Here is a 13,414-nt window from a genome sequence, read left to right on the forward strand (position 1 = left end):
AGAAGCGCACGCCGAACGGCACGCTCAATGTCCGGGTCGCGACGTCCGCCCAGCGGCGCTGGACGGCGCAGGAAAATTCCGGTCTTAGCGCGGGCTTGAGACAGACGCGAACGGCGACTCGCGCCACTTTCGCAAGAATGGATTCGCTCATGAGTTTTTCCTCCTTCGTTTGTTGGTTTTGATAGCCGCGTCAGGCGACCGCCGACTCCAGCGGCTGCGTGGAATGGTCGCGCGCGTCTGCTTCAACCGAAGCTACGGCGCCGGAGCCGAGGGTCTGATAGGACGCGAGATCGAAACGGCGCGTCAGCCGGCGATAGGTGAAGGTGAAGCCGCCCCAGTTGTTGACGTTCTTACCTTTGTCGAAATACCAGCTCTTGCAACCCTCCGCCCACACGGTGTTGCGCAAGGCGCGCTGCAGGCTGGCGTTGAAACCGTTCTGGACGTCGGCTTTGACGTCAAAGGAAGTCCCCGGCGCGGCGCGCAGGCCGACGATGGCCTCCTTGACGTACTGGATCTGGCTTTCCAGCATGTAGACGATCGAATTATGCCCGAGGTTGGTGTTCGGACCATAGAGCATGAACAAGTTCGGGAAGCCGCTGACCGTGACGCCGAGATAGGCCTCGGCGCCGTCGCGCCAGGCGGCGCTCAATTCGCGGCCGTCGCGGCCATGAATTTCCATCGGCGCAAGAAATCCCGACGCGGCGAAGCCTGTTCCGAGAATGAGCGTGTCGATCTCGTGCTTCACGCCATCCTCGGTCACGACGCCGTCTTCGCCGACTTCCTTGATCCGTCCGGTCTCGACCTCGACATTGGGCCTGGCGAGCGCGCGATAATAGGTGTTGTCGAACAGGATGCGCTTGCAGCCGATGGGGTAGTCCGGCGTCAACTTGGCGCGCAACTCGGGATCCTTGATCGTGAGGCGCAAATGCGCGTTCCAGGCGGATTTCAGCGGCGCGAGCACGGGACGGAATTTCAGCAGGCCGACGCCCAGCGTCTCGAAAATGGAGTAGACGGTTCCGCGCACGAGCTTGCGCAGCGGAGGCGCCTTGCGATGCAGCCAGTGCTCGAACGCGGTGATCTTGCGATCCGGCTTCGGCAGGACATAGGGCGCCGTGCGCTGGAACAGCGTGACCTGACCGGCCTGTTCGGTCACGGGCGCCAGGAACTGAATGGCGCTCGCGCCCGTGCCGATCACGCCCACCCGTCGACCGGAGAGGTCATGCCCATGGTCCCAGCGCGACGAATGGAAGATTTTACCGCGGAACTTCTCCAGGCCGGGAATCCTGGGATAAGCCGGGCGGTTGAGCTGGCCGGTCGCCGTGATGAGCGCGCGGGCCAGCACAACCTCGCCCTGCGACGTCTCGATTCGCCAAAGCCCCCGTTGCCCATCGAAATCCGCACGACGAACTTCCGAATGAAAACGCACATGAGGCGTCAGGCCGTATTTGTCGACGCAGTGCTGCTGGTAGCGGTGAATATCGCTCTGGCCGGAGTAGAAGCGGGGCCAATCGAAATCCTGCTCGAACGAGAACGAATAGAGCGGCGAAGGGACATCGCAGGCCGCGCCCGGATAGGTGTTGTCGCGCCAGGTGCCGCCGATCCGGTCGGACTTCTCCAGCATCACGAAGTCCGTGATTCCGGCCTGCCGCAATTTGATCGCCATGCCGATTCCGCCGAATCCCGTGCCGATGATCGCCGCCGTCAGCGGTTGCCGCATTACCATGTCGTCCTTGGCCATGTCCGTTTCCTCCAGCTATTTCGTTCTGACGCTCCAAAACCGCGACGGGTTAGGATATGCAAGAAGATTACGCGCGGTCCGACTGCCCAGAAATCACGGAAAACCGTGAAACAGGCTGTCCCGGATGGCCTCCCGCGACCTCGCCCGCATTGACTTGATGCGCGCGTCGTCGCAGCATTGGAGATGCCTCCGCATCCGACCGGGAGCGACTCCCGATGCCGTCGAGCCAGAACAGCCAGGCGAAAGGACTGCAAGGCGCCCGCTTCTCGCCGCCCAAGGCGCCCCTTCTCGCGGTTGATCGCGTCCGGCTGCTCGCCCGCATCGCGGAGAGCGATGCTCCGCTGAAGCTGATTTGCGCGCCGGCGGGCTTCGGCAAGACCACGCTGATGCAGCAGGTGCGCAAGCAGTTGCAGGTACGCGCCGTCGCCACTGTCTGGCTCAAGGTAGAGCACGACGACAACGACCTGGGCCGCTTCCTGCGATCGCTGATGGCGGCGATACAGGGGGAGTTGCCGCAGTCCGCGGCAGGGCGCGCGAGCGCGGATGGTTCGACGCAAGGCCTCGCGACGGAACTGCTCGATTTGATCTCGCTTTCCGAAATCCCCGTCACTCTTTTTCTCGACGACCTGGAACTGGTCGTCGACCGTGATGTCCTGGATTTCTTGCAGCGTCTGCTGAGAAATCTCGGCCCAAACCATCAGTTGTTTGTCGCCTGCCGTTCTTCCCCCGCATTGGCGTTGGGTCGAATGCGCGCTCACGGGCTTGTTCTGGAGCTCGACCAGAGCGATCTGCGCTTCACTCCAGAGGAAACCCGTTGCTATCTCGACCGCCATGGCCTCGGCGCGCCGGAACTCAAGGCGCTGCAGCGGAGCACGGAAGGCTGGCCTGTAGCGCTGCAGCTTGCAGCCGTCGCCCTCAAGACGAAAGCGACGCATGGAGCGGATTGGATGAGGCTCTTTTCCGGTGCAACCGATAATGTCGCCGAATATCTGGCGCAGGAGGTTCTTGACAGCCGGCCGTTGCAACAGCGCGATTTTCTCCTGCGCTCGGCGGCGCTCGGGGAGTTTTGCGCGGAAATGTGCGACGCGGCGCTCGAACGAAACGACAGCGCGGAGATGATCGCCGATATCCTGCTCGGAAATCTCCTCCTCTCACCGATCGGCCCGGAACAGCGTTGGTGCCGGTACCACCCGCTGTTTGCCGACTTTCTGCGCGCCCGCATGCAGCGCGACTCCAGGCATGAGCTGCATGGCCTTCATCGGCGGGCGGCCTTGTGGTGCTCGAACCATGGACTCGTGAGCGAGGCGGTGACGCATGCGTTCGCCGCAGAGGATCACAAGCTTGCCGCGGATCTGTTGGCGTCGTCCGCGATGGAAATGGTGCGCTCTGGCCGCGTAGCCGAAGCAGCGCGGGCGATCGGGATGTTGCCGGACGCCGAAGTGCGCGGACGCCCGAGCCTGGTGCGGGCCGCCGCCTTCGCCGCCATATTCGCGCACCGCTACAACGGCGCCCGGCGCTACATGGAAATCATCGAACAATCGGACCCGGCTGCGGCCGAAGACGACGACGAACTCGCGGCCATGCGCCTGATGCTTCTCGGATGGACCGATCGGGCGCCGGAATTATTCGAAACCATACAGGCGATGCGCGCCGGAACCCCTCGTTTCGGCGCCTTCACCACCGGGCTCGCTTGCAACGCGAGCGCCTATTGCAATATAGCGCTCGGCCGCTGGGTCGAGGCCGAACGCGACCTTGCGAAGTCCCGCGAGGCCTGCGAGGCCATTGGCGCGCTCTACGCTCTGAATTACAGCGCCTGCTTCGCTGCGGCGATCGAATTCAACTTCGGCGATCTCGCTACGGCTCGAACGACGCTTGAAGGCGCGATGAATCGCGCTATCGCGGAAGGCCAGAGATATGGCGGCGCGGGCGCTGTGGTCGCCACTTATCTCGCGGAGCTTCTTTATGAAGCCAACGATCTCGACGCCTGCGAGGCTTTGGTCGACGACTACCTGCCCATCATCGTGGAGACCGGCCTGCCCGACCACTTGATAATGCTGCATCGCATCACGGCGAGGCTCCATTTCCTGCGTGGGCGACGTGATGCCGGCCAAGGGATTTTGGTTCAGCTGAGCGAGATCGGCGCCCGGCGCGGCATCCGTCGCCTGAGCGCGGCCGCCTGGCTGGAACGATCCTATGCGGCGCTGCGATCCGGCGACTTGGAGGGCGCGCGCCGTGCGCTTGCGACTGGCGGCGACGAGGCCCTTTGGGGCGGCTTCGGCGAATTCCATCTCCATGCCGGTGAAATCGAAGATCCACTTATCGCCGAACTGCGCCTGCGATTGGTCTTGGGACAGTGCGATCAGGCCTTGCCCCGCGTAGAATCGGCGCTGCGGTCTGCCGAGGCGGCGGGACGTCGGAGGCGCGCGCTGCGTCTGCTGTTTCTCCAGGCGCAAATGCTGCAGGCGACCGGTCGGCGGAGCGCCGCCAGCGCGGCGTTCGACAGCGCAGTTCTGAGAGCGGCCGGCAACGGCATGGCGAGGGTGTTGGCGGATGACGCCTGGGCGACCGAGTCGCTCGTTTCGTCCGCAGATGTCGTCGCCGAACCTCGCGCTGTGACCTTGCTGCGTGAACTGACTGCGCGCGGCGCGCCTCCGGATTTGAAGGGCCCGCGAGAGACATCCGGCGAGGGGGCGGCCGTCGCGCTTCGCTTGACCAGCCGAGAGACCCAAATCCTGCGCCTGGTGTGGAAAGGACATTCCAACAAGGAAATCGCGCGGGATCTGTTCCTGACGGAAAACACCATCGAAACGCATCTGCGGCGAATCTACGAGAAACTTGGCACACGCAAGCGCACTCAGGCCGCGGCGCTCGCGCGCGAAGCCGGCGCGATCTGACCGGCGGAAGAGAACACGAACATCTGCCGGCGCACTGCGTCCATCGGTGACGTCACTGGCCAAGTTCTGTCGAGGCACTTTATTGGCGGTGGCCCGTGATCGAACTTATCCTCCCGTCGCACTCATGTGGCGGCCGACAACCGGAGCAACCGCCCTTTCGATGATAAAATCGTGTCCCTTCGGTTTGCGTGCGATCGCCAAGTCGATCGCGGCATCGAGCAAGGCGTCGTCGGGAGATGCGCGCAGCGGAGCGCGAAGATCAACGGAGTCATTCTGTCCCAAACACATGTAAAGTAAGCCCCTGCAAGTCACACGCACACGATTGCAACTGTCGCAGAAATTGTGGGTCATTGGCGTGATGAAGCCGATGCGTCCACCAGTCTCCCGAACACGCACATAACGCGCCGGGCCGCCCGTTGAAAAATTGATATCGTCCAGCGTCCATCGGGCGGCAAGCTGCACGCGCACCCGGTCCAGCGGCAGATATTGATCTATGCGTTGCTCCTCGAGTTCTCCAAGCGGCATCACCTCAATGAAAGAAATGTCGATGCCACGCCCATGGGCCCATTCGACGAGCGCGCGGAATTCGTTCTCTTCAAAACAGGTCAATGCAACGGCATTGATCTTCACGGAGAGCCCAGCGGCTTGCGCCGCGCTGATTCCATCGAGAACATTGGCCAGATTGCCCCTGCGCGTGATTTTATGGAATTTTTGTGGATCGATCGTATCGAGGGAGACGTTGACCCGCTTCACGCCGCAATCGGCCAATTCCGCCGCGTACCGAGACAGGAGCGCGCCGTTGGTCGTCAAGGTCAATTCGTCGAGCGCGCCGCCGGCGAGATGCCGCGACAATGAGCGGAACAGCTTCATTACGCCATTCCGGACAAGTGGCTCGCCGCCTGTAATTCGCAATTTGCGCGTCCCACGCGCCACGAAAGCGGAACAGAGACGGTCGATCTCCTCCAGTGAGAGGAGATCTCGTTTGGGCAGGAAGGTCATGGCCTCCGACATGCAATAGGTGCAGCGGAAGTCGCAGCGATCCGTCACACTGACGCGAAGGTAGTTGATCGCCCGACCCAGGGAATCGACGAGCCCGACATCTCCGCCGGCGGTGGAAAGAACGGCGCTGCCCTGACCGATCCGCATGCGAACCGGCGCCGAACCATTGTCCTGCTCGACTTGGGCGCTGGTCATTAAGGAATTTGCCTTTCCAGGAATCAAGCGGAGTCAAGATCGGGCTGTGACGAAATTTTGGACGCCAATGGGGGGGGATTTTCCGCGCCGATAGGCGCCCGAACTCCCGTCTCTGCGTCGGCGGCCATTTCCTCAACCTTCATCAGGACACGGATCAGTCCGTCGAAGCCTTCTTGCGGCATTCTGAACAAGCCCGAATAGGGGTCGCTCTGTTCGAGGATCAGGAGCACCGCACTCGCGACGCAAATCGCTCCGAGCGCGGCCATGGCGATCGTCAGCGCGTCGACATCCGAAAGCAGACCGTAGCCGAAGAACAACACGCACGACCATCCGAGAACGACGACGAGCAACAGTAATGGCGCGCGGCTGTCGAGGCTCCGGATCATCGTCAATTGCGTCTCTATGATGGCGCCGACAATGTCTCGCGCGCTGGCGAGATATTGTCTTTGTTCGTCGTTCGCAGGCCGGAGCGAAACGAAAAAGGCGATCATGCTATGCATGTCCTCCGGCAGATCGGCCTGACTAATGGCGCGATGGACATGACGGCGCTCGTGCAGGTCGTACCACAGGCGCTTGCGCAAATGCCTGACATGCTCTCGCAGGAGCGCGCGCCCGCGCTTCGCGCCGCAGCCATAGGATTCGAGCATGAAGTCGAGGCGGATGATCGAATTGCAGAGTGTCTGCAATTGCGCTTGCTGGGAGGTGGCCAGGTTGTGGCTCGTCCAGATCAAGAGGCTCAACACGAGCGACAGAAGCGACGCGACGAGGCCAAGGACCGAACCGACCATGCTTTTCGATTCAACCATGTAGGCGGCCGGCAGCGCCCAATGCGCGGCGAACCCGGCAAGCGCGCTGACGAAAGTCGCACCCGCCACAATCGCGGCGCGATAGACGAAAATCATGAGCCCTCCATGTCGTAGAGCGACGAAGGATGCGCGAGTGGTTCAAACGTCGCAAAGAAGAATGACGATCGGAAAATGATCGTTTATTCCTCGCGCCGTTTCGACAGGAGTTGGTAGCGCCCTGCGCGCGGCTGAAGATCAATGAATTCGCATGCGGACGGACTTATAGCGCGCGACGTATCCGCTCAAACGCGTCTTTCAGTTCCGAGCCAAGGATCGCCAAAGCCTCGCTGACGTTCTTGCCGCTCTTCTCCAGCTGGGCCTGTGCGGCGAAATGATCCAGTTTGGTTTGCAGTTCGGACCATTGCTGCTTTACTTCAGTCGTTCCAAGGTGGATTTTGAGCTCGATCTCGCCCGCGGTCTGTTGAAGCTCGCCCAACAGCTCATCGGTGGTTTTCATAACATTTCCTCCTGATGCGCCGGGAGTCCGGCGAAGCCTCGAACAGCGATCCCCGCGCCCGATGTCGAACCGCGAGCCGAGGCTGCTGCGATTCCGGAAATGATTCTTATATCGAATCTGATTATGAACTCAATAATGAAATTTCACGGTCCGACGACAGGGCGCAGGACCGAAAACGATTGCGATCCGGCATCGCCAGCCGCCTGGGCGTGGCTGAGCCCGGCGGCTTGGCGACCGACTCGCAAGCAGGAAGCGACCGAGCCGCACCCCAAGTCCCGATTTCTCCCTGCGCCTCGTCAGTTCGAGCGTTTCCAATCGACTGATTTGCAGACAAGCCCGCCGAGAACGCAGCCTTTGGTGGTCATCGACGAACCCGCGACCGTGACATTGCCGGAATAGGTCTTGCCGTCATCGGGATTGAAGGCTTCCCCCGACCAGCCATTGCCGCTCGGCTTCAACCCGAAGAAGACACGCTGGCCCACTTTTGCGGGAGAATTCGCGTCCCTCACCGAGGTGATGTGCCCGCAAACCGCATCGCCGCAAGGCGACATGCGAATGCCGGACTTGCCATCCACCCGTTCCCAATTACCGAGAATATCTCCGGCGGCGGCCGCCGACGCCTGAGCGACCATCAATCCCAGAAGCGCCAAGCGCAATTTTTTCATTGTTTTTTCCTCCCATTTTCTGACGCCGAAAAATCGACGAAACAAGCTATGCAAGCGGAAACCCAAGCGACAGGTTCGTCATGGCCAAATCCGTGGTTCAGCCTGCCAAAGCAAGCCGCGCCTGGGCGCTCGACTCTTCCGGTCAGGCGGGTTCGCCCTGGGCCAAAAACGCCGCTGTGACGGCGTTGAACTCTTCGGCGCGTTCCCATTGGACCCAGTGGCCCGTCCGGCTGAAAAGATGAAGGTCGCAATGGCGCATGCGCTTCAGCAAAGAGAGGCCGCCGCTGGGTCGGTTCACGCGATCTTCGACGCCCCAGAGAACGAGCGTGGGCGTTTCGGATTTGCTCAGACGGGGATCGCGCGTGAAATCGATCGCGCGAAAATTGGGAATTCCCTTCGGGCCGAGCAAGGGCGGGCTGGCGACGACCGCCGGGTCGATGCTCGACTTGAATCGCTCTTCGATAAGGTCGTCAGTAATCGCGCTTGCATCGTAAACAAGGTCGCCCTTGATGAAGGTCGCCAGCTTCTCGATCGTCGGTCCTTCGCCCTTGTAATAATTAAACAGCCTCTTGAGGCCCGCCGTCGGCAGGCTTCGCGTCGTGTCTACGCCTCCGGGTCCCATCAGGACAAGCCGTCTGATCCTGTCCGGCCGATCCAGAGCCATGCGCAGCGCGCAGCCGCCGCCAAGAGAATTTCCGACGACGCAACAGGTCTTGACGCCCATCGCATCGAGAAGGCCGAACATCGATCTTGCGAGATCGCCGAACGGATCCTTGCGATCGAGCCCTTTCGTCGAGCGGCCATAACCGGGCATATCGGGAACCAGCACTCGGAAGCGCTTCGCAAGAACTTCCACGTTTCGCACGTAATTGGACATGCCGGAAGCGCCCGGACCGCCGCCATGAAGCATGAGAACGACCGGTCCCTCGCCGGCTTCGGAAACGAATATTTCGCGGTTTCCAACGCGTATCGTCTGGCTGACTACAGGCTTTTCCAAAATCTGGTCCATCAGGAACCCCTCCCTTGAGGATGCCGACGCGACATTCAGGCGTCGATTGTCGTTTGCCAATTTCGACACAAAGTCGCGTTCATCAGGACAAGGAACAATGAACGAGCGCGGTCGCGATGGTCCCGCTGGCCGATGACGCTTCACTCCGGTCACTCCCGAAGCGCGGCAAGCGGAGACCTATTAGCGCTGAAACTGACAGTTATGTCCTTTTTTGTACACTATCGTCCATGCATGTCAAGATCGCACTCCTGCATTGTCACGAGTGAGTTTCGGTCATCCCAACTGGCGAGAGGCATGGCGGCGAGCCCCTTGTCCGTGGCCTGGGCAACCGGCCGATCGAAACCGGCGCATCGGAGCGCCACAATTTCGGCCAAAAAATTTAATTTGCACCCATGTGAAAGTTACTGTACACATCTGTTCAATCAAGGACGCGCAGCGTCAAAAGAGCGCAGCCAGGGAGGAACTTGAATGATTGATCCGAAAGATTTTCGGGCAGTGCTGAGCCTGTGGCCGACAGGGGTCTGTGTCATTACGGGCCTGGATGACGAGGATCGACCTTTGGGTCTGGTCATCGGCTCATTCTCGTCGGTCAGCCTCGATCCGCCGCTGGTTGGATTTTTTCCCCAGAAGACGTCGGCGACCTGGCTCGCCATGCGTGAGACCAAGCGCTTTTGCGTGAACATTCTGTCTCAGGACCAGACGACCATGTGCAGTCGTTTTTCGTTCGGCGACATCACCAAACGGTTCGAAGGTCTCGACTACAGCGTCACCGAAAGCGGGATTCCAAAGCTTCCCGGATGCTGCGCCTATATCGAGGTGACAGTCGACTCCGAAATAGACGCCGGCGACCACTGGTTCGTGCTGTGCCGCGTCGAGAGTCTGGAATCGGGTGAGGAGTCTTCTCCTCTTGCCTTTGCTCAAGGCCGTCTCAGCAAACTCGAGCCGATGCCGAAGAACTAGCAGCGCCCGCTCAATCAACGAGCGGCCGGGCGCTTCTGTCCGATGACCATTACCAAGCCAACAAAATAACCAGGGAGTGAACAACATGAGCGTTACGACGGCAATCAGGCCCGCCACTTTCGAAAAAGTGGATGGCCCCACCCTCATCCAGCGCGCCCGTGATCTGCAGCCCGTTCTCAGGGAACGCGCCGCCAACACGGAAAAGCTGAGGATGGTCGACCCGAAAAATGTCGAGGACTTCCAGAAAGCCGGCTTCTTCAAAATGTTCCAGTCGTCCTATTGGGGCGGCTACGAATCCCATCCGGCGGACATTTTCACGGTTCAGGAAATTCTCGCTCAGGCCTGTCCGTCGAGCGCGTGGATCATGGGCGTCGTCGGCGTTCACAATTGGCAGCTGGCGCATTTTCCCAAGAAAGCTCAGGAAGACGTTTGGGCCCTAGACCCCACGGTGCTTCTGTCTTCGTCCTATGCTCCCACGGGCAAGGTTCAGGCGGTCGAGGGCGGCTGCATCCTCAGCGGGCGCTGGCATTATTCCAGCGGCATCGATCATGTGGATTGGGTGCTTCTGGGCGGCAACATCATCAGCGAAGGCGCGCCATTCCCCGATTATCGGACCTATCTGGTTCCCAAGAGCGATTTCGAGATTGTCGACGACTGGCATGTCCTCGGGCTCAAGGGGACGGGCAGCAAAAGCCTCGACATCAAGGAGGCCTTTGTCCCCAACCACCGTCAGCTTCCGATCATTGCAAGCCAGATGCTGAATACGCCCGGGATGCACGAAGGCACGGCGTCGGCGCCCCTGTTCGGGGTTCCCTTCCCGACCATCTTCGGCGCCTGCATCACGACGCCGGCGCTCGGAGCCGCTCAACGCATGGCCGACTTGTTCATCGAGGCGACGCGCACGGCGACGAGCCTGTATAGCGGCGCGCGATGGGCGGACGAACAGGTGACTCAGACGCGTATCGCCGAATCCCTCGGTGAAATCCGGGCGGCGCGTTTGCAGCTTCGCGAGAATTTCAACGAGATCATGAACGCGCTCTCGAATGGCGAGGATCTTTCGCTTCTCCAGCGCGCCCAATATCGCTTCGACCATACCAACCTCGTCGAATTCTCTCAAAAGGCGGCCGACCGGCTGTTCGTCGCGAGCGGCGCGCGCTCCTTGATGGTCCACCAGGCGTTCCAGCGGAACTATCTCGATATTCAGGCCGCCCGCGTCCACGCCATCAACAACCGCACGAAGTGGGGTCAAATCTACGGCCGCGCCAGCCTGGACGAGTTCGGCGACGACCTCTTCAGCCTGTTCATCTGAGACCCGGGAGAATTGCCATGAGCCTGCTTCAGCAACTCGCCTACCTCGTTTTCGAATCGAACAAACGCGAGGAATGGAAAAAATTCGCCGGCGAAGTGATCGGCCTGGAAGTGCACGAACAGCCGAACGGCGACCTGCGTCTGCGGATCGACGAGAACGTCTATCGGTTCATCGTGCGCCCCGGCCCGAGCGAGGATTTGTTCGCCGCTGGTTTTACGGTGGCCAATAGCGCCGCCCTGAAAAAGCTGGAAGCGCATTTGCTAATCCATGGCGTCGCCATTCATCGCGCGACTCCGGAAGAACTGGCGGAGCGCGAAGTCGAAGACATGATCTGGTTCTGCGATCCGTCCGGCCTGCGTCTCGAAGCGGTCTACAACCCGAAAATCCTGCGCGAATTGCCCGAACTTCCCCACATTCCCGGCGGCTTTGTCACCGGGAACCAGGGTTGCGGCCATATCGCCATCGCCGCTCCGGATCTCAAGAAGAGCGAAGAGTTCTACCGCGATATCCTGGGATTCCCGCTCAGCGACTACATCATCCAGGACATTCAGGGCGTCCCGGTCAAGTTTGTGTTCTTCCACATCAATCCGCGCCACCACACTTTGGCTCTGGCGGGATTGCCGCTGCCGGTAAAACTGCATCACTTCATGCTTCAGGTCCGCGACATCGACGTCGTCGGACGCGCGCTCGATCGCGTAAAGGCGGCGGATATTCCGCTGCATATGGCGATCGGCAAGCATCCGAACGACAAGATGTATTCATTCTACTCCACCACGCCGAGCGAATTCAATCTGGAGCTCGGAGTGGCCGGCGTGGAAATCACCGACGAGGAGAATTGGCAGGTGAAGACCTTTGACGCGATCAGCGAATGGGGTCACTTGTTTTGAAATCCGTCTATCAAAACCATAAACCGGGAGGACAATAATGGCTGATGAAACTTCTTTTCAATTTCTCGCTGATGAACTGGCGATCAAGGCGAAAAATCTCGGAAATCTCGGCGTCAAACTGAGGTTTGTTTTCGAGGGCGAAGGCGCGGTATTTATCGATGCGACGTCGGAGAACGTGGTCGTAACGCAGGACGAAACCTTGCCGGCGGATGTGACCATTTCGGCGGCACACAACATATGGCTCGAACTCCGCGCCAAGCGCCTGGCGCCGCACGTGGCCGCGATGACCCGAAAGATCAAGGTTTCTGGTGACTTGGTCCGGGGCATGGCTCTCGCGCCAAAAATCATGGCTGTTCTCTGATCGGGAACTGAATGCGCGTGCGATCGTAACGATATTGCGATCGCGCGCGCCGCCTCGCCGCGATGATGGCAGTCGGCGCACGCATCAAATTGCGGCGGCCGGAAAACCGAGACAATCAACAAGGAAGCCCTTGTGACTGACAAATCAATCCGACATGTCGCGGACAAGATTTTCGAGGCCCATCGCCTCGGAAAGCCTTGCGCGCCGGTGCGCGATCTCCTGCCGGAAGGCGCGCTCGACCGGGCCTATGCGGCGCAGGAGATCAACACCGAGCGCTGGCTCGCCGAGGGGCGGCGCCTGGTCGGCAGAAAAATCGGCCTGACCTCGCTGGCGGTGCAGAAACAACTCGGCGTCGACCAGCCCGACTACGGCATGCTGTTCGACGACATGGCCATTCCCGACGGCTGGGAGATCGGCCGCAACCAGCTGATCCAGCCCAAGGTCGAGGCGGAAGTCGCCTTCGTGCTCGAGCGCGATCTCGACGAGGAGCGCCTCACCATCGCCGACGTTTTACGCGCGATCGCCTTTGCCCTGCCCGCGATCGAGGTGGTGGATTCGCGCATAAGCGACTGGAAGATCGGCATTTTGGACACCATCGCCGACAACGCCTCGTCCGGCCTCTACGTGCTCGGCGCGACGCCGAAGAAACTCAAGGACCTCGATCTGCGCGCGGCCGGCATGGTGATGGAAAGCGCGGGAGAGCCGGTCTCGGTCGGCGCCGGCGCGGCCTGTCTCGGCGATCCCTTGTCGGCGGTGCTGTGGCTGGCGAAAACCATGGCGCGCGTCGGGCGGCCGTTGAAGGCGGGCGACACGGTGATGTCGGGCGCTCTCGGCCCGATGGCGCCGGTCAAATGGGGCGATGTGGTTGAAGCGCGCATTTCCGGCCTCGGCTCGGTGCGCGCGGCCTTTGCGAAGGAACAGGCATAATGGAGAAGATTTCCTGCGCGATCATCGGATCGGGCAATATCGGCACCGATCTGATGATCAAGATCATGCGCATGTCGAAACATCTCGAAATGGGCGCCATGGTCGGCATCGATCCAAAGGTGCTCGGCTATGTCGGCGCGGCGGCCACCAAGTCGGTAATCCTTGGCC

At 60.8% G+C, this 13,414-nt stretch carries 12 protein-coding genes; 6 read left to right on the plus strand and 6 right to left on the minus strand.

Annotated features, from left to right (window positions below; genetic code table 11):
* Window positions 1-190: 190 nt before the first annotated feature.
* On the minus strand, window positions 191-1,738 hold the full coding sequence (locus ACLP2E_RS12260) for a flavin-containing monooxygenase (RefSeq protein ID WP_442466089.1): 1,548 nt from the start codon (window positions 1,736-1,738) through the stop codon (window positions 191-193).
* A 215-nt stretch (window positions 1,739-1,953) separates the two neighbouring features.
* On the opposite strand from ACLP2E_RS12260, the gene ACLP2E_RS12265 reads away from it, so the two are divergent.
* A complete protein-coding gene (locus tag ACLP2E_RS12265) occupies window positions 1,954-4,632 on the plus strand; it encodes a LuxR C-terminal-related transcriptional regulator (protein ID WP_442463256.1) in 2,679 nt (892 codons plus the stop codon).
* Between the two features lie 105 nt (window positions 4,633-4,737).
* Here the strand turns inward: ACLP2E_RS12265 and moaA are convergent, their stop codons facing one another.
* From moaA to ACLP2E_RS12290, 5 genes are all read right to left on the minus strand, one after another.
* On the minus strand, window positions 4,738-5,778 hold the full coding sequence (moaA, locus tag ACLP2E_RS12270) for a GTP 3',8-cyclase MoaA (RefSeq protein WP_442466090.1): 1,041 nt from the start codon (window positions 5,776-5,778) through the stop codon (window positions 4,738-4,740).
* Between the two features lie 71 nt (window positions 5,779-5,849).
* Window positions 5,850-6,728 (minus strand): bestrophin-like domain, encoded by an 879-nt coding sequence (locus tag ACLP2E_RS12275; protein WP_442466091.1) that lies wholly within the window; start codon window positions 6,726-6,728, stop codon window positions 5,850-5,852.
* Window positions 6,729-6,891: 163 nt separating this feature from the next.
* Window positions 6,892-7,128 (minus strand): hypothetical protein, encoded by a 237-nt coding sequence (locus ACLP2E_RS12280; RefSeq protein ID WP_442466092.1) that lies wholly within the window; start codon window positions 7,126-7,128, stop codon window positions 6,892-6,894.
* Window positions 7,129-7,424: 296 nt separating this feature from the next.
* Entirely contained in the window at window positions 7,425-7,793 is a 369-nt protein-coding gene (locus ACLP2E_RS12285; protein WP_442466093.1) for a DUF2147 domain-containing protein, read from the minus strand.
* Window positions 7,794-7,935: 142 nt separating this feature from the next.
* A complete protein-coding gene (locus ACLP2E_RS12290) occupies window positions 7,936-8,802 on the minus strand; it encodes an alpha/beta fold hydrolase (protein WP_442466094.1) in 867 nt (288 codons plus the stop codon).
* Window positions 8,803-9,270: 468 nt separating this feature from the next.
* Here ACLP2E_RS12290 and ACLP2E_RS12295 point away from each other — a divergent pair, with 468 nt between their 5' ends.
* The 5 genes from ACLP2E_RS12295 (at window position 9,271) to ACLP2E_RS12315 (ending at window position 13,246) form a co-directional block, all read left to right on the plus strand.
* Window positions 9,271-9,762 (plus strand): flavin reductase family protein, encoded by a 492-nt coding sequence (locus tag ACLP2E_RS12295; RefSeq protein WP_442466095.1) that lies wholly within the window; start codon window positions 9,271-9,273, stop codon window positions 9,760-9,762.
* 85 nt (window positions 9,763-9,847) lie between these two features.
* Window positions 9,848-11,071, plus strand: a complete 1,224-nt coding sequence (locus tag ACLP2E_RS12300; RefSeq protein WP_442466096.1) for a hypothetical protein — start codon at window positions 9,848-9,850, stop codon at window positions 11,069-11,071.
* A gap of 17 nt (window positions 11,072-11,088) precedes the next feature.
* The gene (locus ACLP2E_RS12305) at window positions 11,089-11,958 is read left to right on the plus strand and encodes a VOC family protein (RefSeq protein ID WP_442466097.1); all 870 of its coding nucleotides are present in this window, start codon (window positions 11,089-11,091) and stop codon (window positions 11,956-11,958) included.
* 37 nt (window positions 11,959-11,995) lie between these two features.
* Window positions 11,996-12,319, plus strand: coding sequence for an SCP2 sterol-binding domain-containing protein (locus ACLP2E_RS12310; RefSeq protein WP_442466098.1), 324 nt, complete (start codon window positions 11,996-11,998; stop codon window positions 12,317-12,319).
* Window positions 12,320-12,451: 132 nt separating this feature from the next.
* Window positions 12,452-13,246, plus strand: coding sequence for a 2-keto-4-pentenoate hydratase (locus ACLP2E_RS12315; protein ID WP_442466099.1), 795 nt, complete (start codon window positions 12,452-12,454; stop codon window positions 13,244-13,246).
* Window positions 13,247-13,414 lie beyond the last annotated feature (168 nt).

The sequence above is a fragment of the Rhodoblastus sp. genome, assembly GCF_052145335.1.
Taxonomy (GTDB): Bacteria; Pseudomonadota; Alphaproteobacteria; order Rhizobiales; family Beijerinckiaceae; genus Rhodoblastus.